Origin of the sequence: Alsobacter sp. KACC 23698, assembly GCF_045348435.1 — a bacterium.
GTDB lineage: Bacteria > Pseudomonadota > Alphaproteobacteria > Rhizobiales > Beijerinckiaceae > Alsobacter.
The window spans coordinates 309,670-331,997 of record NZ_CP157484.1; the positions used below are offsets into that span (position 1 = coordinate 309,670).

The following is a 22,328-nucleotide window of genomic DNA, read 5'->3' on the forward strand; positions in this document are numbered from 1 at the left end:
GACACCGGAGCCGACTGCGCATGAGCATCGTCACGCACCATCGATGGCAAGCCGTCCCCCCGCAGACCGTGGCCGATGCGGAGCGTCCGCGCGGCTGGGCCTCCGAGGTGGTCACCATCGACCTGCGCGGCGCCGGCGTGGTCCTGCGCCGCCGCAAGTGGTGGCTCCTCGTCCCGCTCGCGCTCTGCGCGGTCGGCGGGCTTGCCGGGGCCATGTCGGTGAAGCCGCGCTACGCCAGCACCGTGCAGCTCCTGGCCGATCCGCGCGAGCTCCAGGTGGTGCGGCCTGACGCCACCCTGCGCGTCCAGACCGCCGAGCTCAGCGCCTCGGACGCCGAGACGACGCTGGGCGTGCTGCGCTCGGCCAGCATCCTCGGCAAGGTCGTGGAGCAGCAGGGCCTCAACGCGGATTCCGAATTCATTGGCGAGAAGCCGTCCGACAATCCCGCCCTGACGGCGCTCACCGCGCTGGAGAAGCGCGTCGCCGTCAAGCGCGCCGAGCGCAGCTTCGTGGTCGACGTGGGGGTCTGGTCGCTGGACGCCGCCAAGGCGGCCCGCATCGCCAACGCCATCGCGACGGTCTACCTCCAGGAAGAAGCGGCCGGCAAGCTGGAGGCCGCCAAGCGCACCTCGCGGGCCCTGGCCCTGCGCATCGACGAACTCAGCGTCCGCGTGCAGGAGGCCGAGCGCAAGGTCGCCGAGTACCGCTCGCGCAACGACCTGATCGGCCAGACCGGCAGCCTTATCCCCGAGCAGCAGATCACCGAGGTCAGCAAGCAGCTGGTCACCGCCAAGGCGCGCACGGCCGACGCCCGCGCGCGGTTCGACCAGGTGCAGCAGCTGCGCAAGTCGCCCCTCTCGCTCGGGGATTTGCCGGACGCCGTGGGCTCGGCCGTCGTGGCCCAGCTGCGCTCGCGCCTGGCGGACGCCTCCAGGGTGGAGGCCGAGCAGGCCACACGCCTCGGCCCGCGCCACCCCGACGCGCTCGCCGCGGCCGCGCAGCTGCGCGACGTCAGGCGGATTCTCGATCAGGAGCTCGCCCGCGTGGCCCGCGCCGCGGAGGCCGACTATGACCGCGCCCGTTCGGCGGAGGAGAGCCTCTCCCGCAATCTCGACCGCCTGAAGAGCCTCAGCAACGAGAGCGGCGAGGCGATGGTGCGCATGCGCGAGCTGGAGCGCCAGGCCGAAGCCAGCCGCGCGATCTACGCGACCTTCCTGCAGCGCGCCAAGGAGATCTCCGAGCAGCAGGGGATCGACACCTCCAACTCCCGCGTCATCTCGCCCGCCGTCCCGAGCCAGACCTCGAGCGGCCTGTCCCGCGCGGTCGTGCTGGCCGGCGCGACGATGGCCGGCCTTCTCGCCGGCGCCGGCCTGGCGCTGGGCCGGGAGCTGACCGATTCCACCCTCTTCACCAAGGCGCAATTCGCCTCCGCGTCCGGTCTGCCGGTGTTGGGCGTGATCGCGCCCGCCAAGGCGAGCCCGCGTCGCCCCAAGCCGGAGCTGCGGGCCCTCGTCTTCGACGACCCGGCGTCGCCGCTCGCCGCCGTGGCCTTCAGGATCATGGACCTGCTTCGCCCGCGCGGCTCGCGCCAGGTCGCCGGGCAGACGATCCAGCAGGCCGCCGGCCAGGCCGCCCGCAGCGTGCTCTTCCTGTCGGTCGAGCCGACCTTCCAGCGCACCCAGCTCGCCTTCAACCTCGCCGCCGCGGCGGCGCGGGACGAGGGACGCATCCTGCTGGTCGACGCCGAGCCGAGCGGCGGCTTCACCGACGCCCTCGTCGAAGCGCCGCAGCATGGCCTGGCTGACGTGCTGGCGCGCCGTTGCACGCTGGACCGCGCGGTCCTGGTCGACGAGGACACCGAGATCGGGATCCTGGCCGCCGGCGGCGCCGGCGCGGCGCAGGGCCGGCCCTCGATGGATCAGCTCCAGGCGACGCTGCTGTCGCCGGCCCGCGGCTTCGACCGCATCATCATCGATGCGGGCGGACCCGCCACCAACTCCTCGGCGGCGCCCCTGGCAGGCGCCGTGGACGACGTCGTCCTGATCGTGACCGCCGGCGTCACCCGGCGGGAGACGCTCCAGGACACGCTCGAACTGCTCGACGGCTCCCGGTCCCGCATCCGCGGGCTGATCGTCGCCTGAGAGAAAATACACCTCTGGGTTGTATCAGCCTGAAACGCCGGACCGTGGCGCCGGGCTTGCCATTCAGAACACGCCTTCGACGTCCCGACACGCTGCGGGACACCCCCCTCCGGAGATCAGCATGGTCACCCTCGTCGCGCCCCAGCCTGTGTATGAAGCCAGCCTCGATCGGCCGCCCGCCAGGCCGGCGCGCGCCGCCGGAAAGCGCGCTTTGGAGCGGATCTGCGTCGTCGGTCTCGGCTATGTGGGCCTGCCCACCGCGGCGCTCCTCGCGTCCCGCGGGCTCAGCGTGATCGGCGTCGACCTGAAGAAGGACGCGGTGGCGCGCATCAACGAGGGCCGCGCCCACATCGCCGAGCCGGACCTCGACATGATCCTCGCCGCCGTGGTTCAGGCCGGCAAGCTGGAGGCCTCCATCCGGCCGCAGTCCGCCGACGCCTTCCTGATCGCCGTGCCGACGCCGATCACTCCCGAGAAGAAGGCCGACATGCGCGCGGTCGAGGCCGCGCTGGCCTCCATCGCCCCCGTCCTGAAGCGGGGCGACCTCATCGTGATCGAGTCCACGTCTCCGGTCGGCACGACCGAGCGTGCGGCGGCGCAGCTGCGCGGCTTGCGCCCCGACCTGAAATTCCCGGACCTGTTCCCCGAGCAGGCCGACGTCCTGATGGCCTATTGCCCCGAGCGGATCCTGCCCGGCCAGACCCTGCGCGAGCTCGTCGACAACGCCCGCATCATCGGCGGCCTGGACCATGCCAGCGCGCTGCGCGCCCGGGAGGTCTACGCCACCTTCGCGATGGGCCAGATGAAGCTTGCGACCTCGCGTGAGGCGGAATGCGCCAAGCTCGCCGAGAACGCGTTCCGCGACGTCAACGTGGCCTTCGCCAACGAGCTCTCGATCCTGTGCGAGGGCCTCGGCGTGGACGCCTGGACGGTGATCAAGATGGCGAACCTGCATCCGCGGGTCGACATCCTCTCGCCCGGCCCCGGCGTCGGCGGGCACTGCATTCCGATCGACCCCTGGTTCCTGCATCAGGCGCTGCCGGACGAGACCCCCCTGATCGCCGCCGCCCGCGCCGTCAACGACGGCAAGCCGCTGCGGGTCGCCAACCGGATCGGGCGCCTCGCCGGGCGTTTCCGGGACCCGGTGATCGCCATCCTCGGCCTCGCCTACAAGCCGAACGTGGACGACCTGCGCGAAAGCCCCGCCCTCGAGATCGCCCGCAACCTGGCCGACCGGCGGATCGGGCGCCTGCTCGTGGTGGAGCCGAACATCGCGAACCTGCCCGAGGCCCTCGCCGGCCGTCCCGATGTGGAGCTGACGGAATTCGGCGCCGCCGTGGCGGAGGCCGACATCGTCGCGATCCTGGTCGCGCACAGCAAGTTCCGCAATATCGACCGCGCCGCGCTCGCCTCGCGGGTGGTGGTCGACACGGTCGGGCTGCTGAAGCTCTCCAACGACGAATAGGAAGCGACGCCAGCATGTGCGGATTTGCAGGACTGGTCCAGCGCGACCCCTCGTGGAGCGTCAGCGAGCGTTTCGCCGCGTTGGCTTTGAAGTCGCTCGGGCGGCGCGGCCCGGACGACGCCCGGGCGCTGAGCGTGGGGCCGGTGGACTTCGTCCATACGCGGCTCTCGATCATCGACCACGAGGGCGGCGTCCAGCCCATGCAGGATGACGCCGGCGTCATCGCCTATAACGGCGAGATCTACAATTTCGAGGAGCTGCGCCAGCCGAACCTGCCCTATGCGACCCGTTCCGACACCGAGGTGCTGCTCAAGGGCCTGAACACCCAGGGGACGTCGTTCCTCAACGGGGCCGATGGCATGTTCGGCTTCGCCTATCTTAACAAGGCGCAGCAGAAGCTCTACGTCGCCCGCGACCGCTACGGCGTGAAGCCCGCCTATGTCCTGCACACTCCGGAGGTCTTCGCCTTCGGGTCCACCATGCAGGCCTTGATGCCCTTCTCGGCCAAGCGGATCGATCGCAAAGCCTATGTGGAGTACTACACGTCCCGCGCCGCCCACGCGCCCCGGACCCTGTTCGAGGACGTCCGCGAGGTGCCGCCGGGCTGGATGGCGATCTTCGACCTGCGCAGCTTCACCATGGAGATGCGCCGCTGGGCCGACGCCCGGCCCACGCTGGTGACGCGCCGTCCCGAAGGCGAGCTGCTCGACGAGCTGGACGGCGTCCTGCACGCCTCGGTGCGGGCCCACCTCATCGCCGACACGCCGGTCGCCTCGCTGCTGTCGGGCGGGATCGACTCCGGCCTCGTCACCGCCATCGCGGCGAGATACGTGCCCGACCTCGCATGCTTCTCGGCGGGCTTCCAGGACCGGCGCTTCGACGAGAGCCCCTACGCCCAGGCGGTGGCCCGGCGCTACGGCTTGCGCCACTACGTCAAGTTCATGAGCGAGGAGACCGTCTTCGGCCTGCTCGATTCCTGGCCCGCCGTGATGGACGACGCCAACGCCGAGCCGGCCTCCGTGCTGAAATATGTGGTGGCGCAATTCGCCCGCGACAGCGGCTTCAAGGTCGTGTTGGCGGGCGAGGGCGCCGACGAGTTCTTCGGCGGATACAATCAGTATTGGCGCTTCCGCCTGGCCCGCCGGCTGAGCGCGCTCGGCGCCCATGCGCCGGGCCTCGCCGAATTCGCCGCCCGGGCGGTGGGCCCGCGCACGCGGGTCGCCCATTTCCTGCGCCAGGCTTCAGGCCGGCAGGGCTATCCCGGAACCAGCATGCCGTTCGAGCCTCACCTCGTGCGGGAAATGTTCACTGGGGCAGAGCCGGAGGATTTCGGGGTCGCATCGCTCAAGGGCGCGCTGTTCCTCGACCAGAGCCGGCGGCTGCCCGACGACATGCTCACCGCCGCCGACCGCGCCACCATGCACGCCTCCATCGAGGCGCGCGTGCCCTTCGTAACCCGCAGCGTCGCCGATTTCGCCGCCTCGCTGGAGGACGACATGCTGCTGCGCGGGCGCCAGCAGAAATACCTCCTGCGCCAGCTCGCGCGCCGCTACCTGCCGGCCGAATGCGTCGACCGTCCCAAGGTGGGCTTCGACCTGCCGCTCGGGCGCTGGTTCCGCGGCCGCCTGCGGGACGTGGTCTACGACACGCTCGCCAACACCTGGCAGCGCGAGTTCCTGCGCCCCGGCGCCATGGAGCGCATCGTCGACCTGCATATGAGCGGGCGCGCCGACTTCGCCGACAAGATCTGGGCCTTCGTGGTCCTGGACCGCAACGTTCGCGCCATGCGCGCCATCGCCTGACCACCGGGAGCCCTGGACATGAGGACGAGCCTTCTCGACACGCCGGTGGATATCGCCACCATGGATGAGACCGTCGCTTGCGCGCTCGCCGCCATGCGCAGCGGCCGGCGGTGCCAGCACGTGGCCCTGAACGTCGCCAAGCTGGTGAACGCCCGCTCGGACGCGGAGCTCGCGCAGGATATCCGCGACAGCGACATCGTCGGCATCGACGGCATGGGCATCGTCTACGGGATGCGGGCGACCGGGCAGGGCGCGCCGGAGCGGGTCGCCGGGATCGACCTCTTCCTGCGCCTGATGGCCGAATGCGCCGACCGCGGGTTCCGCCCGTTCCTGCTGGGCGCCCGGCCCGACGTTCTCGCCGATGTCCAGGCGGAGCTCCTGCGTCGTTTTCCGGAACTCAAGATCGCAGGGGCCCATCACGGCTATTTCGGCGCCGACGAGGAGGAGCGCATCTGCGGCCTCATCCGCGAAAGCCGCGCGCATTGCCTGTTCGTCGCCATGCCGACGCCCCGCAAGGAGCGCTTCATGCGCCGTTGGCGCGAAAGCCTCGGCGTTCCCTTCCTGATGGGGGTGGGAGGCAGCTTCGACGTGGTGGCCGGGCGGGTCACCCGCGCCCCGCGGGCCATGCAGCGCCTCGGCCTGGAATGGCTGCACCGGCTCCTGCAGGAGCCGCGCAAGATGTTCGGGCGCTATCTCCGGACGAACGCGATCTACGCCGTCCTGATCGCGCGGGAGCTCCTGCGTCGCTCGCGCGGGGGCGGACCGGCGCCTGAGGAAGCCGCGCGGGGCGTCGCCGCGCCGGACGAACGGGCCGCCTGACTCCAGCCATGAGCAAGCCAGTGAAAACGAGGTCCGGCGACTACTTCTTCTACCTGGCGGCGACGCTCGCGCCGCGCTTCGCCATGTTCATCCTTCTGATCCTGCTGACCCGCTGGCTGCCGGTCGCCCAGTATGGGCTCTTCGTGCTGGTCGTGACCGTGGGCGAGATCCTCGACACGGCGCTGACCAACTGGATCCGCATCTACTCCCTGCGGACCGAGGCTGGATTGAACGGCCTGCGGCCGCTCAGGCTGGGGCGGCTGCTCGTTCTCTCCGGAGGGGCGACGACGCTGGGGGTGGGCCTGTCCTGGATCGTCGCCCGGTTGACGGAGCCGAACGAAACCTTCGTGTTCTGGGTCGCGCTCGTCAGCTACACGGTCGGGCTCGGCCTGGTGCGGTTCTCCATCGTCCTGCTGCAACTCGCCAAGCGCCACTCCGCCATCGCGGTGGTGGAGGGGGTCAGGGCGGTCGCCATCCTGGTCGCGGTCGTGGCCGCCGCCGACATGACCCATTCCTACTTCGCGCCGTCGCTGGCGCTGTCGCTGGCCAGCGGCCTCGTCGCGGGCGTGCAGCTGGTGCTCACCCTGCGCAGCCTCGCCCGGCCGAAGCTGCCGAAGGTCGGCTACATGGCGGCCCTGCGCTTCGGTTTCCCGCTCATCGTCACCGCGCTGCTGACCTGGGTGATGACGTGGTTCGACCGCCTGGTGATCAACCATTACGCCGGGGCTGCGGCGGTCGGCCTCTACGCGGCGGCCTACGCCATCGGCCGCCAGCCGATCGAGCTCTTCATCGCGCCCCTGAACTCCTACACGTTCCCGATGCTGGTGCGCCGCTACGCGGCCGAGGGCGCCGCCGCGGCGGGCCGCTTCCAGGCCGGCATGCTGGTGACCACCTGCGTGCTCTGCGTCGGCGCCGCCGCCTGCATCTCCGTGCTGGACGTGCAGCTGGCCGGGCTGCTGCTGCCGCCCGCCTATCGTGAGCACGCCGTGGCGCTGCTGCCCTCCATCACCTACGGGGCGGTGATGATCTCGGCGAAGTTCTTCGTCTTCGACAACGCCTTCTACACCGTCAAGCGCAACGACCTGTACCTGATCTCGATGGGAGCGCCGGCGGTCGTGGGGGCCGTGACTTCCATCCTGATGATCTCGCGCTGGGGCATCGACGGCGCCGGGATGAGCTTCGTGGTCACGACCTCGCTGTCGACGCTGTCGAGCTACGTCCTGTCCAACCGCGTGCTGCCGATGCGCCTGCCGGTCGGCCGGATCGCCGCCGTGCTGGCGTCGGCGGCCGCCGCCAGCGCGGCGCTCGCCGTGGCGGAGACCTGGTTCGAGACCTGGCACTATGCGGCGCAGCTCTGTTTCGGCGGGGCGCTCTTCGGTCTGGCCTATATGGCGGCGCTCAGCCTCTTCGGCGTCTCGCTGCGGGGCGTGCTGATGGCCCCGTGGGAGCAGTCCGGCCAGGAGCCGACCGCCGCGTCCCCGAATGTCGGCGGGGCCCCGGCCGCCGCCATGGGAGGCAAGGCGTGACCCTGGGCCTGGAAGTCGCGACGCCAGCGAAGGCCGGCCGGCCGCGGCCAGCGCCCGTGGTGATGCACCTGATCTCGTCGCTGCGCATCGGCGGCGCGGAGAGGATGCTGATCTCCCTCCTGTCGGCGGCCCGGGCCACGCCCGGCGCCCGCTATGTCGTCTGTATCATGAACGACGAGATCGACGGGCGCATGCTGGCCGAGCTGGAGGCCTGCGGCTGGCCCTGCCACCGCCTTGGGCGCCGCGAGGGCCATGGTCATCCCGGCTATCTCGTCCAGCTCGCCGGCCTCGTGCGCCGGTATGGCGTCGACGTCGTCCACGCCCACAACGAGGGCAGCCGCAAATGGGCGATGCTGCTGCGGCTGGCCCGGCCTGGCCTGCAGGTCGTCTACACGCTCCATTGCCAGGGGCTCGCGCAGCAGTATGGCGCCGTGGCGCGATGGCTCTACCGCGCTGCGGTCGGGGCCACGGTGGCGATCTCGCCGGCCACCGCCGAGGAGGGCGCGCAGATCGGCGCGCCGCGCCTGACCCAGATCCCCAACGGGGTCGACCTGTCGCGCTTTCGCGGCGTCGGTCGCCCGCGGGAGGCCTCCGGCCCGCTCAGGATCCTGCAGGTGGGCCGGTTCGCGCGGGACAAGGGTCAGGACATTCTCATCCGGGCGGTCGCGCTCTGCCGGGCGGCGGGCCTGGAGACAACCTGCGTCATCGCCGGCGTCGCCGTCCGGCCGGACGACCCGTGGCTGGAGCATCTACACGGGCTCATGCGAGAGCTCGGCGTCGAGGCCGCCGTCCGCATCGTGCAGGACCGGCTCGACGTCGAGGCCCTGCTCGCCGAGGCGGATGTCAGCGTCCTCCCGTCGCGCGCCGAAGGGTTCGGGCTGGCGCTGGTGGAGGCCATGGCGGCCGGCGTGCCTGTCGTCGCCGCCCGGGTCGGCGGCCCAGCCAAGCTGATCGACGACGGCGTCAACGGCCTTCTGGTTCCGTCGGATGACCCCGCCGCCCTGGCTGCGGCTTTGATGCGGCTGGCGGGCGACGGCTCCCTGCGGCGCAGCCTCGCCGCGGGAGGCCTGGCCGCCGCCGAATGCTACGACATCGCCCGCGCGGCGAGCGCGCATGCGCTCCTTTACGCCGATCTGGCCGGCTGATCGGCCCGCATCGCGAGGTCGCCGACGGGCTCGGCCGGCCGGACATGCGACCCGAACCGTCGACGCAGGCCGAAGAACGGCTGCTCGATCAGCCAGTAGGAGGCCGCGGCCGTCAGGAAGGCGAGGCCGATCCCGAGCGCATAGGCCACGACGAGGCGCGCTCCCGCGCCGGGCGCGAGCCAGAGCGCCACGTCATAGGCGGCCAGATGCCACAGATAGAGCGAATAGCTCAGCTTGCCGGTCAGCGTCATCGGGGCGCTGTTCATGATCCGGGCCAGCCAGGATCCGGCGGGCGCGCCCACCACGGCCAGGATGATCGGAACGAGCGCCATCTCCTGGATCGTGTAGCGCACGGTCTGGCGAAACAGCGGATCGCGGATCAGGAAGGTCGTCAGCAGCACCGCGAGCGCGGCCAGGGCGGCGCGCGGGCTCCCGAGGCGGCGCGCCAGCGCCGCGCCCGCGGGGCCGCGGGTGGCGATGGCGGCGATTGCGCCCGCCAGGATGCCTTCGATCCGGCACTCGGTCGCCATCCCGGTGTAGTCGACCGCCACGCCCGGCGCGAGCATCGAGACGGCGAAGCGCGAGGCGAGCGACGCCGCGCAGATCGCCAGCAGAACCGCCACGACGCCGCGTCCGCGGGTCAGCAGGGCCAGCAAAAGCAGCGGATAGGCGGCGTAGAAATGCTCCTCCACGGCCAGCGACCAGAGATGGCCGCCGATCCCGTCCAGGCGATGCGGCGCGAAGATCGCCAGATAGTTGGCGAAATAGAACAGCGCCCCGGTCACGCCGAGCGGGTCGGCCGTGTGCCCGGTCGCGGACCAGACGGCCGCCATCACGGCCACATAGACGACCAGCGGCGGCGAGAGCCGCAGCATCCGCCGCGCGTAGAACGGCCCGATGGCGATCGCGCCGGTGCGGTCGAATTCGTCGGCCAGAAGGCGCGTGATCAGGTAGCCGCTGATGCAGAAGAACACCGTGACGCCGAACACGCCGGGCACGAGGTTCTGCAGCCCCGCGTGCGAGATCATGACCAGCAGGATGCTGATCGCCCGCAGGCCGTCGAGCCCCGGAATGGACCCCGCCCGCGCGCCGGCCTGCGCCGTTGTGATAGGGTGGGCTTGCCCGTGCATGGTCGTTCCGCGCCTGTCCAGCGCGCAACGTTAGCGGGAGCTCGTCAACAATCGGTTGTACCGAACCGTGGAATGCGCATGGAGGCTGCAACTCTGGCCACGCCGAACCACAGCCCGTGCTGGCGCGTTGCCGTGCCGCATCCCGAGCGGCCGAGCCGCACGCCCCTGAGTCCGATCGGAACCCGCGCGCGATGAGCCTCGATCCAGCCCCGGCCCGCCCCGCAGCCGAGCTCCCGAAGGGCTCGTCCGACGACTACGCGCTGTTCCTGGATTTCGACGGCACGCTGGTGGAGCTGGCCCCGCGTCCGCAGGACGTCGTGGTGGCGCCCGGCCTCGGCGTCACCCTGGAGACGCTGCGCGACCGCTTCGGCGGCGCGCTCGCGCTGGTGAGCGGCCGCCCCATCGCCACCCTGGACGAGTTTCTCGCCCCGCACCGGTTCGACGCCGCCGGCCTTCACGGGGTCGAGATGCGCCGCTCCGGCGTCTTCGCCGCGCGAGCCACCGACCATGAGCCGGAATTGCGGGAGCTGGTGGACCGGTTCCGCGGTTTCGTCGAGCCGCGCCCCGGGCTGCTGCTGGAGGACAAGGGCCGCTCCGTCGCCCTTCACTGGCGCCTCGCGCCGGATCTCGAATCCGAAGTCGTGGAGGAAGCCGCCGCCGCCTTGGAGAGCCTCGGCTCGCGCTGGCGGCTCCAGGCGGGCAAGAGCGTGCTGGAGATCCTGCCCGCCTTCGCCACCAAGGCCGGGGCCGTACAGGAGTTCCTGGAGGCGGAGCCCTATCGGGGGCGGCGGCCGGTCTTCGTGGGCGACGACGTGACGGACGAGCACGGCTTTGAAGCCGTGCTGGAGCGCGGCGGCCTCGCCATCCGTATCGGCGAAGGACCCACCGTCGCGCCGCTGCGGCTGCCCAGCCCGGCCGCCTTCCGCGAGCAGCTCGCCCGCTGGGCGCAGGGCGAGCCGATCGCGGCCGGCTGAAGCATGCGGCCATCGTGATCTAGGTCCGGTCAGGCGCGCGGGAGGCGTCCCTCCAGCGGATAGGCGGGATCGTTATAGCCCGGCGTGGACGGGTGGCCGGCCGGCACGAGCCGGTCGATCAGCGCCTCGTCCTCGGCGGTGAACCGGTAGGAGAGGGCGCCGATATAGTCCTCCCACTGCTCCTCGGTGCGCGGGCCGCCGATCACGCCGGTGACCAGGCGATTGTTCAGCACCCAGCCGATGGCCAGATGGGCGGCGGAGGCGCCGCGCTGCTCGGCGTGGCGCTTGATCTCCTGCGCGATCTCCAGCGACTCCGTGCGCCATTCGGTCTGCATCATGCGGGCGTCCTGCCGACCCGCCCTCGTGCCCTCCGGCGGCGGACGGCTGGGGTCGTATTTGCCGGTGAGCACGCCGCGCGCGAGCGGGCTGTAGGGAACGACGCCGAGCCCGAAATGGTCGCAGGCCGGAAGGTGCTCGACCTCAGGCATCCGGTTCATGGCGTTGTAGTAGGGCTGGCTGACCACCGGCCGGTCGACGCCCATCTGGTCGGCGAGCCTGCAGATCTCGGCCACTCGCCAGCCGCGATGGTTGGAGACGCCGAAATAGCGGATCTTGCCCTGCCGCACGAGATCCGCCAGCGCCCGGACGGTTTCCCCGAGAGGCGTCGAGTGGTCTTCCTTGTGCAGGTAGTAGATGTCGATGACGTCCGTCCCGAGCCGGCGCAGGCTGGCTTCGGCCGCCTGCATCACCCATTGGCGAGACAGGCCGCGTCCGTTCGGGCCATCCCCCATCGGGTTGCCGACCTTGGTGGCCAGCACCCAGCGGCTACGGTCCGCCTTGATGGCCCGCCCCACCACCTCCTCGGAGCGCCCCTCCGTGTACATGTCGGCGGTGTCGATGAAATTCACGCCCGCCTCGCGGGCCCGGCCGATGATGCGGCCGGCGGTCGGCTCGTCGGTGGGGCCGCCGAACATCATCGTGCCGAGGCACAAGGGCGAGACCTTGACGCCGCTGCGTCCCAAAGACCGGTACTCCATGCGCATTCTCCCTGTCGCGGCGTCCTGTTCGCGAGTTCGGCGGACTGTCCTCCTCCGGGAGCCGATTGGCAATCCAGCCCGGCGCCGAGGGCGGGACGCCCGGATCGCCGCACCCCAGGAACCGGACCGGGCCGGCGGGATTGACCTTGGTGCGGGCTGGCGAGGCCAGACCGAAACCAGCCCGACCATGATGACGACCCACGGCGACCAGGAGGCCTGCGATGCCGCAACCCGCCATCGACGTCCCGACTCCCGGACCGGTCCCGTCGCCGCCTCCCGGCGGCATGCCCGGACGCCAGCCCACGCCGGGCGGCTACATCCCCGGCGAGACGCCGCCCGCGCCCCCGGATCCGGACGAGCCCGATCGCGGCCCGACCGGCCCGCGAGACCCCTATCCGGTGGAGGATCCCCCGGTCATCGAGCCCGACGCTCCCGGGACCGAACCGGACTATTTGCCCGGCCAGCCGACCGATCCAGGAACGCGTTTCTGAATCGCACGCGGCCGCAGCAGGCCCCGGGTCCGCCGTCCTCCTCGGGCCCGGGGCTCCCCTCCGGCGGAGCAATGTCCGCCGTGCAGATCCGCCCGGCGCTCGCGCGCCCCGATTTGCGCGCTCGCAATCTTGCCATCCGGCGCCGCGCCGGTAACGTGCGCCCGAGCGGCCCATGCAAGGGCCTTGGCCCTGCCGGAGGGCCGCTGCACAGGGTGGATCGCGCGGATGGCGGACGAGATCAGGATTTCCGAAGACAGGTTGCGGGCCGCCGTCCGGATGCTGTTCGCCTCGGCCGGATCGAATGAGCGCGAGCAGCGCCTCGTGGCCGACCACCTTGTCGAAGCCAATCTCCGCGGCCATGACTCCCACGGCGTCGGCATGATCCCGGCCTATATCGCCAACTTCGCGGCCGGCGAGATGAAGCTCAACGCGACGCCCACGGTGGCGGTCGACACTGGCGCGCTGATCGTCTGCGACGGCGGCATGGGCCTCGGCCAGTCGATCGCGCACGACTCCGTCGCGCTCGCCGTCGAGCGCGCCAGGGACAAGGGATCCTGCATCCTGTCGCTGCGCAACAGCCATCATATCGGCCGCATCGGCCATTGGTCCGAGCAGTGCGCCGCCGCCGGGCTGGTGTCGTTGCACTTCGTCAACGTCATCAGTGACCCGGCGGTCGCGCCGTTCGGCGGCCGCGCCGCCCGCATCGGCACCAACCCGGTCTCGATCGGGGTGCCCCGCCGCGGGCAGGAGCCCGTCATCGTGGATTTCGCCACCAGCAAGCTGGCCGTCGGCAAGGTTCGGGTCGCCTACAACAAGGGCGCGCCGGTGCCGGACGGCGTACTGCTCGACGCGGCGGGCGAGCCCACCAACGATCCGGCCGCGCTGTTCGAGGAGCCGCGCGGCACGCTGCTGCCTTTCGGCGATCACAAGGGCTGGGGCCTGGCGCTCGCCTGCGAACTCCTGGCGGGCGCGCTGTCGGGCGGCGGCACGCAACATCATCCCAAGCGGCGGCAGGCGATCGTCAACAACATGTTTTCGGTCGTCGTGTCGCCGGACGCGGTCGGAACGACCGAGACCTTCTTCCCGCAGATCGACGCCTTCATCGCATGGGCGCGCACGCCGCTCCCCGGCCGCGACGCCCCGGTGCTGATCGCCGGCGAACCGGAGCGGCGCGTCCGGGCCGAACGGATCCGCGACGGCGTGCCCGTCGACGGCACGACATGGGACCAGATCGGCGCGGCGGCCGAGACCGTCGGGCTCGCCCGGGCGACCCTGCAGCAAGCCGCCGGCCTCGCCTGACTTCTCGCGCCCGGGCTTGCGGGCGTCCGCCGTCGCGGCCATAAGAAGCCGCCCGCGGCAGGCCGGGCGGGCCGTTTCGCACGGATCGATGATGGATAGCTCGGACGTTCGCCCCGCCGGACTGGCCGGAGGCGGCAGCCCAGCCGCGCCGCCGGCTCCGCCGCGGCGGTCGCTGGCGTGGGTCGGCACGCTGGCCAGCGTCGCGCTGTTCCTCGTTTCGGCCGTCGTGCTCTGGCGCATCCTGTCGGAGGTCAAGCTCTCGGACGTTCGCACCGCTTTCGCGCGCGCCGAGCTGGAGGACCTCGCCATCGCGTTGGCCTTCGTGATGCTGAGCTACACGCTGCTCACCGCCTACGACGCCCTGGCGCTGAGGCAGCTCAAGCTGCGCATCCCCTACCGGATCACCGCGCTCGGCTCCTTCACGAGCTACGCCATCTCGTTCACGCTGGGTTTTCCCCTCGTGACGGCCGCGACGGTCCGCTACTGGATTTACGCGCCGCTGGGCGTCTCGGCCGGCAAGGTCGCCAGCCTGACCACGATTGCGGGCCTCACCTTCCTGCTCGGGATGGGGACCGTGGTCGGCGTCGGCCTGGTCTGGCAGGCGCCCGCCATCGCCGACATCAACCATCTGGCCGTCGCCGCCAACCGCCTCATCGGCGCCGCCGTGCTGGCGGCCATCATGGGCTATCTGGTCTGGGTCGGCGTCAGGCGCCGGGCCGTCCGCGTGCAGCGCTGGCGGCTGGAGCTGCCCAGCCTCAAGGTGTCGGCGGCCCAGATCGTGCTGGGCGCCGCGGAGGTCTGCTGCGCCAGCGCGGTGCTCTACACCCTGATGCCGCCGGGCTACGGGGTGGAGTTCCAGACGCTGGCGGCCATCTACGCCTTCGCGTGCATCCTGGGCATCGTCAGCCACGCGCCGGGCGGCCTCGGCGTCTTCGAGACGACGATGCTGCTGGCCTTCTGGCGCCTGCCTTACGGCGGGATGATCGGGGCGCTGCTGCTGTTTCGCATCTGCTACTACTTCGTGCCCTTCGTGCTGGCGCTGGCGCTGCTGGGCGCCATGGAGATCGTGCGCCGGGTCAAGGCGTTCCGGGCCAACGAGGATGACGATGACGAGGTCGAGGACGAGGTCGGGTCCGGCTGAGGAGGGCCAGACGTGAAGGACGAGGACACGCGCCAGCCCGCGATGATGGCGGCCATGGCCCCGCCGGACCCTTTGCTCGCCTCGGTTCTGGAAGCCATCCCGGACCCCGTCCTCCTGGTCGACGACGCCCTCACGGTTCTCCTGTGCAACGGCGCGGCCCGGAGCCTCTGGCGCGCGCTCTCGCCCGGCGCGCCGCTTTCCTTCACGCTTCGCACGCCCGACATCATCCGCGCCGCCGAGGCGGCGGCGCGCGGCGAGGGCCCGGTCTCGGGCGAATACGAGGAGCGGGTTCCGGTCCAGCGCGTCTTCTCGTTCCAGGCCACGGGACTGGGACCGCGCGAGGGCGGGGCGGGAAGCCCCGCAGTCGTGATCGCCTTCCACGACCTCACCGAGGCGCGCCGGCTGGAGAAGATGCGGGTCGACTTCGTCGCCAACGCCAGCCACGAGCTGCGCACGCCGCTTGCCTCCCTTCTGGGCTTCGTCGAGACGCTGGAAGGCCCGGCCAGGAACGACCCCGCCGCCCGCGAGCGCTTCCTCGCCATCATGCGGGGCCAGGCGCAACGCATGGCGCGCCTGATCGAGGACCTGCTTTCCCTGTCGCGCATCGAGATGAGCGAGCATCGCCATCCCGACGCCCCGGTCGACCTCGCCGCCGTGGCCCGGCAAGTGGTCGACACCCTGCGTCCGCTGGCGGCCGAGCGGAAGGTCGAACTCGTCCTGGCCGACTCCGCGCCCGTGGTCGCGCCGGGCGACCGGGACGAACTCCTGCGCATCGCCGACAACTTGATCGAGAACGCCATCAAATACGGCCAGTCCGGCGGGCGGGTGGACGTCGCGGTGGACGTGGTCTCGGAAGGCGGCCGCGACCATGCGCGGCTCTCGGTGCGGGACTACGGGCCGGGCATCGGCCCCGCCGATCTGCCGCGGCTGACGGAGCGCTTCTACCGGGTCGATGACGCCGAGAGCCGCCACAAGGGCGGCACCGGGCTCGGCCTCGCCATGGTCAAGCACATCGCCAAGCGCCATCGCGGCCGGCTGACGGTGGAAAGCCGCCGCGGCGAGGGCGCCGTCTTTCGCGTCACGATCCCGCTGGCGCCCGCTTGAGCCTTGGCGGCGCATGCGGATCCGCCGCTCCCGCCTGTAATATGAATGTCATGCTGCGGTCATAGAAGAGGGCCGAAGATCCCGGCGGAGACCCCCCATGGCGACGGCCCCCCATATCCTGATCGTCGAGGACGAGGAGGCCCTCACGCTTCTGCTCCGCTACAATCTCGAGGCGGAAGGCTACGACGTCGAGACCGTCGCGCGCGGCGACGAGGCGGATCTGCGCATCCGCGAGCGCACGCCGGATCTCATCCTGCTCGATTGGATGCTGCCAGGCCTCTCCGGCATCGAGCTGTGCCGAAGGCTGCGCCAGCGGGGAGAGACCCAGCGCCTGCCGATCATCATGCTGACGGCGCGCGGGGAGGAAAGCGAGCGCGTGCGCGGCCTCGCGACGGGCGCGGACGACTATGTGGTGAAGCCTTTCTCGGTGCCGGAGCTTGTCGCCCGCGTCCGGGCTCTGCTGCGGCGCGCCTCGCCCGAGCGCGTCGCCAGCACGCTGGAGGCCGGCGACATCGCGCTCGACCGGGAGACCCGCCGCGTGCGCAGGTCCGGGCGCGAACTGCATCTCGGCCCCACCGAGTTCCGGATGCTGGAGTTCCTGATGGAGAAGCCGGGCCGCGTCTACACCCGCTCGCAGCTTCTGGACGGGGTGTGGGGCCACGATAGCGACATCGACGAGCGCACGGTCGACGTGCATGTCGGGCGCCTGCGCAAGGCCATCAACCGGCCCCGCGAGAAGGACCCGATCCGCACGGTGCGCGGCTCGGGCTATTCCTTCGACGAGACCTTCTCGCGCCGCTGACCCCCACCACCACGCGGGACCCGGCGCCCGCGTCCGTTCTCGAGAGAGCAGGCCTCGCTCAGCCCTTGGCGACCGCCATGCGGGCCGCCGCGCGCCGACGGTCGACCGACGGCTGGTAGGCGATCTGCGAATGATAGTTGCAGTAGGGCGTGCCGGGCGGCGACTTGGCGCCGCAGAAGCGGAAATCCTCGCTCGTCGGATCGCCATGGGGCCAGCGGCACATGGACTCGCGCAGCTCCATGATGGTCACCCGCTCCGACATCGGGATCACGACGTCGTTGCGCGGAACCGGCGCCAGTTCGGCGACGGGAGCGGGGGCCGGGATGGCCTTGGGCATGACGGCCAGATTGCCGCGGACGATCGGCGCGGACGAGCCGTGGCTCAAGGGATGGCTCGGGGCGCGCGTCACCTTGCGGGGCCGCTGCTGCTGCGGGGACGGCGTCTTGGCCCGGCCCGAGAGCCCGAGGCGATGCACCTTGCCGATGACGGCGTTGCGGGTGACCCCTCCGCCGAGCTCCGCCGCGATCTGGCTGGCGCTGAGACCCTGGTTCCAGAGTTTCTTCAGCAATTCGACGCGTTCATCTGTCCAGGACATTGGCCTCAATCCCCGTCTACTGTGTTGCCGTTCTGAATTCGCGACCGCAGCTTCTTGAAGGCCGTCGATGTCGCCAATTCACGCATGCTCGTCACTTTGCGAATCCACCCGCGTGCGCCGCTCCGCATCGCGGAGCACGGGGTTTCTGCTTGGGCCGTTCGAGTGGTTCGCCGCACCACATGTCGTATTTGACAGTCGTGAACCTACGATATCGCGTGACTCACGTGCAAGAGTCCGGCGGCGACGGGGCGTGTTTTCAACAAGGATCGTGGCGGGAAAGAGTCAGTGCCGGGGTTGACGGCTCCGCATTGTTACGAACCGCGCTTGTGCTTGAAGATCTTCATCCGGAATCTATGCGGGCGGAACATTCGTCCAAATCAAGGACTTGGGTCGTTGGGGTCGCCTCGCCGACCCGATTTCGTTGACACGAAAGCGGCTCGTCCCCATAGTTTGAGGGTGCCGCCCCGGTCGGGCGGCACTTCCTTTTTTGGGCCCCTGTCGAGGAAAGACGATCCATCATGGCCGAAGAGAGCCTCAAGCCGTCGCCGCTGCTTCCGACCTTCGCGCGCGCGGACCTCTCCTTCGAGCGAGGAGAGGGGCCCTGGCTCTTCACGGATCGAGGCGAGCGCTATCTCGATTTCGGGGCCGGCATCGCCGTGAACGCCCTTGGGCACGCGCACCCGCATCTCATCGAGGCGCTGGAGGCGCAGGCCCGCAAGGTCTGGCACGTGTCCAACCTGTTCCGCATCCCGGAAGGCGAGAAGCTGGCGCAGCGCCTCGTCGACGCGACCTTCGCCGACACGGTGTTCTTCGCCAATTCCGGCGCGGAGGCGAACGAGGCGGCCATCAAGATGGCCCGCAAGTATCACGCCGTGAACGGCCAGCCCGAGCGCTTCCGCATCCTCACCGTGGAGGGCGCGTTCCATGGCCGCACGCTCGCCACCCTGGCGGCCGGCGGGCAGCAGAAATACCTGGAGGGCTTCGGCCCCAAGGCCGACGGCTTCGACCAGGTCCCGTATGGCGATCACGAGGCCCTGAAGGCCGCGATCACGCCCGAGACGGCCGCCATCATGGTCGAGCCGATCCAGGCGGAGGGCGGCGTGCGGGCGATCCCGCCGCAATGCCTGCGCGGCCTGCGCCAGCTCTGCGACGAGCACGGCATGCTGCTGATCTTCGACGAGGTGCAGACGGGCGTCGGCCGCACGGGCAAGTTCTTCGCCTATGAGCGCGCCGGCGTGACGCCGGACATCATGTCGGTGGCCAAGGGCATCGGCGGCGGGTTCCCGCTGGGCGCGTGCCTGGCCACGCGCGAAGCCGGCAAGGGCATGACGGCCGGCACCCACGGCACCACCTTCGGCGGCAATCCGCTCGCCATGGCGGTCGGGAACGCCGTCCTGGACGTCGTGCTCGCGCCAGGCTTCCTGGAGAATGTCGAGCGCACAGGCCTCAAGCTGAAGCAGCGCCTCGCCGAGCTGAAGGACCGCCACCCCTCCGTCATCGAGGAGATCCGCGGCGAGGGCTTGCTGCTCGGCATCCGCACCCGCGCATCCAATGTCGAGTTCGCCGCGGCCGCCCGGGAGGAGCATCTCCTCAGCATCCCGGCGGGCGACAACGTGGTGCGCCTGCTGCCGCCGCTGATCATCTCCGACGCGGACGTGGCGGAGGCCTTCGACCGCCTCGACCGGGCCTGCGGCCGCATCGAGCGCGCCGCCCAGAAGGGAGCCGCGGCATGAGCGCGACGATCTCGATCGGCGCCCCGGACCGGGCGTCCACGGCCGTGCGGCACTTCCTCGACCTGACGCCCTTCACCGGCGACGAGCTCAGGCGCGTCCTCGACGCGTCGGCGGCGATGAAGCGCGCCCGGCGCAAGGGCCAGCCGCCGGCCGAGCGCCCGCTCGCCGGCAAGACCCTGGCGATGATCTTCGACAAGCCGTCGACGCGCACGCGCGTGTCGTTCGACGTCGCCATGCGCGAACTCGGCGGCGAGACCATCATGCTCACCGGGGCCGAGATGCAGCTCGGCCGCGGCGAGACCATCGCCGACACCGCCCGCGTGCTGTCGCGCTATGTCGACGCCATCGTCATCCGCATGCTGGACGCCAAGGCGGTCGCCGAACTGGCCGAGCACGCCACCGTGCCGGTCATCAACGGGCTGACCAAGCTGTCGCATCCCTGCCAGGTGATGGCCGACGTGCTCACCTTCGAGGAGCATCGCGGCCCCATCAAGGGCAAGACGGTGGCCTGGGTGGGGGACGCCAACAACGTCCTGGCGTCCTGGGTGCACGCCGCCGCGCGCTTCGACTTCCGCCTGAACATCGCCGCGCCCGAGCAACTCGCCCCGCCGGCCGACCTGCTCGCCTGGGCGCGTCGCGAGGGCGCCCGCGTCGCCGCGATGGTGGATCCCCAGGAGGCCGTGGCCGACTCCGACTGCATCGTCACCGACTGCTGGGTGTCGATGGGAGACGAGGACGCCGGCCGCCGGCACAACCTGCTGGCGCCCTACCAGGTCAACGCCAAGCTGTTGAAACAGGCGGACCCCAAGGCCATCTTCATGCATTGCCTCCCCGCCCATCGCGGCGAGGAGGTGACGGACGAGGTCATGGACGGCCCGCAGTCGGTCGTTTTCGACGAAGCCGAGAACCGCCTGCACGCCCAGAAGGGCGTGCTCGCCTGGTGTCTCGGAGCATTGGATCAATGACGCAAACGCATCCCGAGAAGGACGACCGCATCATCCCGTTCGCGGTCGAACCCCTCGAGGCGCGCGGACGCATCGCGCGCCTCGGTCCCATGGTGGACAGCATCCTCGAGCGCCACGCCTATCCCGCGCCGGTCTCCCGGCTCTTGGGCGAGATGGTGACGCTCGCGGTCCTGCTGGGCACCTCGCTCAAATTCGAGGGCCGCTTCCAGCTGCAGACCCGCACCGACGGCGCGGTCGACATGCTGGTCGTCGACTTCGAGGCGCCCGACCGCGTGCGCGCCTATGCGCGCTTCGACGCAGAGCGTCTCGACGCGTTGGGCGCGGACCCCGTCCCGACGCAGCTGCTCGGCCGCGGCCATCTGGCGCTCACCATCGACCAGGGCGCGGACATGTCCCGCTACCAGGGCATCGTGTCGCTCGATGGCCAGACCATCGAGGAGGCCGCGCACCAGTATTTCCAGCAGTCGGAGCAGATCCCCACGCGCGTGCGCATCGCGGTCGGCGAGACGCTGGGCACGGGCGGACGCGCGCACGCCTGGCGGGCCGGCGGCGTAATGGTGCAATTCCTGCCCACGTCGGCGGACCGCCTCCGCCAGGCCGACCTGCCGCCGGGCGACGCGCCGGAAGGCGCCTCCCTGCACACGCCGCAGGAGGACGACGCCTGGGTGGAGGCCCGGTCCCTGGTCGAGACGGTGGAGGATCACGAGCTGATCGATCCGACGCTGACCAGCGAGACGCTGCTCTACCGGCTCTTCCATGAGCGCGGCGTGCGGGTGTTCGAGGCCCAGCCGGTCGTGGAGCGCTGCCGCTGCACGCGCGACCGCATCGTCTCGATGCTGAGGCAGTTCTCCGACGAGGAGCGCAGCTCCATGGTGGGCGACGACGGCCGCATCGGCATCACCTGCGAGTTCTGCTCCACCCACTACCATGTCGACCCCGAGGAGGTCGGCGTCGACGCCTGACCTTCGGGACCGCGCGCCTCCCGGCCCGCTTCAGGCCGAGCAGGTCGCGATGAGCTTGCGCATGAAGGCCACGCCGCGTTCGATCTCGTCCAGGGTGATGTACTCGTCGGGCTGATGCGCCTGGTTGATCGAGCCCGGCCCGCACACGATCGTCGGCAGCCCGTGCCGCTGGAACTGCCCGGCCTCCGTGCCGTACGGCACCGTGATGGTGCTGTTCCGGCCCGCCAGCCGCAGGGCGAGCGTCTCGGCCGCCGAGCCCGGATCGGGCTCGAGCCGCGGCACGTCGACCTCCAGGATGGTCTCCACCGAGCCGGGCCAGCCGTCGCGGGTCAGCCTCGGGATCACGACGCGCTGGGCGTAGTCGTCCAGCATGCGGGCGACCTCGCGCTCGTCCGTGCCCGGCACGCCGCGGACCTCCCATTGGAAGTGGCAGATCTTGGCCAGGATGTTGCGGGCCGTCCCGCCATGGATGGTCCCGACCTGCACCGAGGAGTAGGGCGGATCGAAACGCCCCGAAGGGTCGCCCCGCTCGCGGAACACGTCGGACAGGCGGTCCAGTTCGTGCACCAGCGCGGCGGCGGCGAAGACGGCGTTGGCGCCGAGTTCCGGCTTGGAGGAATGCGCCTCATGGCCGTGCACGTAGGTGTTGTAGGTGACGACGCTCTTGTGGGCGTCGGCGACCTGCAGCTCCGTCGGTTCGCCCACGATCACGGCCTGCGGCCGCGGCAGGTCCTTGCCCATGCGGGCGATGGTGTCGAGGACGCCCATGCAGGTCGTTTCCTCGTCATAGCTCAGCATGATGTGGATCGGCGTCTTCAGCGCCGCGGCCTGCATCTCCGGCACGAGCGACAGCGCGATGGCCGCGAACGCCTTCATGTCGACCGCTCCGCGGCCATAGGCCCGCCCGTCCTGCACCCGCAGCGTGAACGGGTCCGTCGTCCAGGCCTGCCCGGCCACCGGCACCACGTCGGTATGGCCCGACAGGACGACGCCGCCCTTGTCAGTGGGCCCGATGGTGCAAAACAGCGCCGCCTTCTGGCCGTCCGCGTTGGGAACGCGGACGGACCGCACTCCCAGCCCGCCCAGCAGGCTCTCGACATAGTCGATCAGCGGCAGGTTCGAGCGCGAGCTTTCCGTGTCGAACGAGACGAGCCGTTCCAGGATCGCCAAAGGCGTGGGGGAAATGGGGGTCATCCG

Annotated in this window: 19 protein-coding genes; 15 read left to right on the top strand and 4 right to left on the bottom strand. The window is 70.8% G+C overall.

Annotated elements, in window-relative coordinates; translation table 11 throughout:
- Nucleotides 1-20: 20 nt before the first annotated feature.
- From ABEG18_RS01390 to ABEG18_RS01415, 6 genes are all read left to right on the top strand, one after another.
- Nucleotides 21-2,141, top strand: coding sequence for a GumC family protein (locus ABEG18_RS01390; RefSeq protein WP_406856314.1), 2,121 nt, complete (start codon nt 21-23; stop codon nt 2,139-2,141).
- 121 nt (nt 2,142-2,262) lie between these two features.
- Entirely contained in the window at nt 2,263-3,606 is a 1,344-nt protein-coding gene (wecC, locus tag ABEG18_RS01395) for a UDP-N-acetyl-D-mannosamine dehydrogenase (RefSeq protein WP_406856315.1), read from the top strand.
- 14 nt (nt 3,607-3,620) lie between these two features.
- Complete coding sequence (asnB, locus tag ABEG18_RS01400; protein WP_406856316.1) at nt 3,621-5,408, top strand: asparagine synthase (glutamine-hydrolyzing); 1,788 nt, start codon at nt 3,621-3,623, stop codon at nt 5,406-5,408.
- An 18-nt stretch (nt 5,409-5,426) separates the two neighbouring features.
- Nucleotides 5,427-6,227, top strand: a complete 801-nt coding sequence (locus ABEG18_RS01405; protein WP_406856317.1) for a WecB/TagA/CpsF family glycosyltransferase — start codon at nt 5,427-5,429, stop codon at nt 6,225-6,227.
- A 20-nt stretch (nt 6,228-6,247) separates the two neighbouring features.
- Nucleotides 6,248-7,753, top strand: coding sequence for a lipopolysaccharide biosynthesis protein (locus tag ABEG18_RS01410; RefSeq protein ID WP_406856318.1), 1,506 nt, complete (start codon nt 6,248-6,250; stop codon nt 7,751-7,753).
- A complete protein-coding gene (locus ABEG18_RS01415) occupies nt 7,750-8,898 on the top strand; it encodes a glycosyltransferase (protein WP_406856319.1) in 1,149 nt (382 codons plus the stop codon). Before ABEG18_RS01410 ends, ABEG18_RS01415 begins: the two co-directional genes overlap by 4 nt.
- On the opposite strand, the gene ABEG18_RS01420 is transcribed toward ABEG18_RS01415, so the two are convergent.
- Nucleotides 8,877-10,028 (bottom strand): acyltransferase family protein, encoded by a 1,152-nt coding sequence (locus ABEG18_RS01420; protein ID WP_406856320.1) that lies wholly within the window; start codon nt 10,026-10,028, stop codon nt 8,877-8,879. The two genes, ABEG18_RS01415 and ABEG18_RS01420, sit on opposite strands and share 22 nt — an antisense overlap.
- A gap of 191 nt (nt 10,029-10,219) precedes the next feature.
- On the opposite strand from ABEG18_RS01420, the gene otsB reads away from it, so the two are divergent.
- The gene (gene otsB / locus ABEG18_RS01425) at nt 10,220-11,002 is read left to right on the top strand and encodes a trehalose-phosphatase (protein WP_406856321.1); all 783 of its coding nucleotides are present in this window, start codon (nt 10,220-10,222) and stop codon (nt 11,000-11,002) included.
- Nucleotides 11,003-11,031: 29 nt separating this feature from the next.
- Here otsB and ABEG18_RS01430 read toward each other — a convergent pair whose 3' ends face one another.
- Nucleotides 11,032-12,039 (bottom strand): aldo/keto reductase, encoded by a 1,008-nt coding sequence (locus ABEG18_RS01430; protein ID WP_406856322.1) that lies wholly within the window; start codon nt 12,037-12,039, stop codon nt 11,032-11,034.
- Between the two features lie 284 nt (nt 12,040-12,323).
- Between ABEG18_RS01430 and ABEG18_RS01435 the strand changes: the two genes are divergently transcribed.
- From ABEG18_RS01435 to phoB, 5 genes are all read left to right on the top strand, one after another.
- Entirely contained in the window at nt 12,324-12,530 is a 207-nt protein-coding gene (locus ABEG18_RS01435; RefSeq protein WP_406858505.1) for a hypothetical protein, read from the top strand.
- 225 nt (nt 12,531-12,755) lie between these two features.
- On the top strand, nt 12,756-13,829 hold the full coding sequence (locus ABEG18_RS01440) for a malate/lactate/ureidoglycolate dehydrogenase (protein ID WP_406856323.1): 1,074 nt from the start codon (nt 12,756-12,758) through the stop codon (nt 13,827-13,829).
- 91 nt (nt 13,830-13,920) lie between these two features.
- Nucleotides 13,921-14,970: a lysylphosphatidylglycerol synthase domain-containing protein gene (locus ABEG18_RS01445; RefSeq protein ID WP_406856324.1), complete on the top strand. Its 1,050-nt coding sequence runs from the start codon at nt 13,921-13,923 to the stop codon at nt 14,968-14,970.
- A gap of 12 nt (nt 14,971-14,982) precedes the next feature.
- The gene (locus ABEG18_RS01450) at nt 14,983-16,074 is read left to right on the top strand and encodes an ATP-binding protein (protein ID WP_406856325.1); all 1,092 of its coding nucleotides are present in this window, start codon (nt 14,983-14,985) and stop codon (nt 16,072-16,074) included.
- A gap of 97 nt (nt 16,075-16,171) precedes the next feature.
- Nucleotides 16,172-16,876 (top strand): phosphate regulon transcriptional regulator PhoB, encoded by a 705-nt coding sequence (gene phoB / locus ABEG18_RS01455; protein ID WP_406856326.1) that lies wholly within the window; start codon nt 16,172-16,174, stop codon nt 16,874-16,876.
- A 58-nt stretch (nt 16,877-16,934) separates the two neighbouring features.
- Here phoB and ABEG18_RS01460 read toward each other — a convergent pair whose 3' ends face one another.
- On the bottom strand, nt 16,935-17,471 hold the full coding sequence (locus tag ABEG18_RS01460) for a GcrA family cell cycle regulator (protein ID WP_406856327.1): 537 nt from the start codon (nt 17,469-17,471) through the stop codon (nt 16,935-16,937).
- Nucleotides 17,472-17,989: 518 nt separating this feature from the next.
- Here ABEG18_RS01460 and ABEG18_RS01465 point away from each other — a divergent pair.
- From ABEG18_RS01465 to ABEG18_RS01475, 3 genes are read left to right on the top strand one after another with little or no spacing between them, the layout of a single operon-like run.
- On the top strand, nt 17,990-19,204 hold the full coding sequence (locus tag ABEG18_RS01465; protein ID WP_406856328.1) for an aspartate aminotransferase family protein: 1,215 nt from the start codon (nt 17,990-17,992) through the stop codon (nt 19,202-19,204).
- On the top strand, nt 19,201-20,169 hold the full coding sequence (argF, locus tag ABEG18_RS01470) for an ornithine carbamoyltransferase (RefSeq protein ID WP_406856329.1): 969 nt from the start codon (nt 19,201-19,203) through the stop codon (nt 20,167-20,169). Before ABEG18_RS01465 ends, argF begins: the two co-directional genes overlap by 4 nt.
- Nucleotides 20,166-21,131, top strand: a complete 966-nt coding sequence (locus ABEG18_RS01475) for an Hsp33 family molecular chaperone (protein ID WP_406856330.1) — start codon at nt 20,166-20,168, stop codon at nt 21,129-21,131. Before argF ends, ABEG18_RS01475 begins: the two co-directional genes overlap by 4 nt.
- A 30-nt stretch (nt 21,132-21,161) precedes the next feature.
- Here the strand turns inward: ABEG18_RS01475 and argE are convergent, their stop codons facing one another.
- Nucleotides 21,162-22,325, bottom strand: coding sequence for an acetylornithine deacetylase (argE, locus tag ABEG18_RS01480; RefSeq protein ID WP_406856331.1), 1,164 nt, complete (start codon nt 22,323-22,325; stop codon nt 21,162-21,164).
- Nucleotides 22,326-22,328: the final 3 nt, after the last annotated feature.

Coding starts and splice junctions, on each gene's coding strand:
- phoB (WP_406856326.1), top strand. CDS start 16,172: ATGGCGACGGCCCCCCATATCCTGATCGTCGAGGACGAGGAGGCCCTC.
- ABEG18_RS01460 (WP_406856327.1), bottom strand. CDS start 17,471: ATGTCCTGGACAGATGAACGCGTCGAATTGCTGAAGAAACTCTGGAAC.
- ABEG18_RS01440 (WP_406856323.1), top strand. CDS start 12,756: ATGGCGGACGAGATCAGGATTTCCGAAGACAGGTTGCGGGCCGCCGTC.
- ABEG18_RS01405 (WP_406856317.1), top strand. CDS start 5,427: ATGAGGACGAGCCTTCTCGACACGCCGGTGGATATCGCCACCATGGAT.
- argF (WP_406856329.1), top strand. CDS start 19,201: ATGAGCGCGACGATCTCGATCGGCGCCCCGGACCGGGCGTCCACGGCC.
- ABEG18_RS01420 (WP_406856320.1), bottom strand. CDS start 10,028: ATGCACGGGCAAGCCCACCCTATCACAACGGCGCAGGCCGGCGCGCGG.
- ABEG18_RS01445 (WP_406856324.1), top strand. CDS start 13,921: ATGGATAGCTCGGACGTTCGCCCCGCCGGACTGGCCGGAGGCGGCAGC.
- ABEG18_RS01390 (WP_406856314.1), top strand. CDS start 21: ATGAGCATCGTCACGCACCATCGATGGCAAGCCGTCCCCCCGCAGACC.
- ABEG18_RS01475 (WP_406856330.1), top strand. CDS start 20,166: ATGACGCAAACGCATCCCGAGAAGGACGACCGCATCATCCCGTTCGCG.
- ABEG18_RS01430 (WP_406856322.1), bottom strand. CDS start 12,039: ATGGAGTACCGGTCTTTGGGACGCAGCGGCGTCAAGGTCTCGCCCTTG.
- asnB (WP_406856316.1), top strand. CDS start 3,621: ATGTGCGGATTTGCAGGACTGGTCCAGCGCGACCCCTCGTGGAGCGTC.
- otsB (WP_406856321.1), top strand. CDS start 10,220: ATGAGCCTCGATCCAGCCCCGGCCCGCCCCGCAGCCGAGCTCCCGAAG.
- ABEG18_RS01465 (WP_406856328.1), top strand. CDS start 17,990: ATGGCCGAAGAGAGCCTCAAGCCGTCGCCGCTGCTTCCGACCTTCGCG.
- argE (WP_406856331.1), bottom strand. CDS start 22,325: ATGACCCCCATTTCCCCCACGCCTTTGGCGATCCTGGAACGGCTCGTC.
- wecC (WP_406856315.1), top strand. CDS start 2,263: ATGGTCACCCTCGTCGCGCCCCAGCCTGTGTATGAAGCCAGCCTCGAT.
- ABEG18_RS01435 (WP_406858505.1), top strand. CDS start 12,324: ATGCCCGGACGCCAGCCCACGCCGGGCGGCTACATCCCCGGCGAGACG.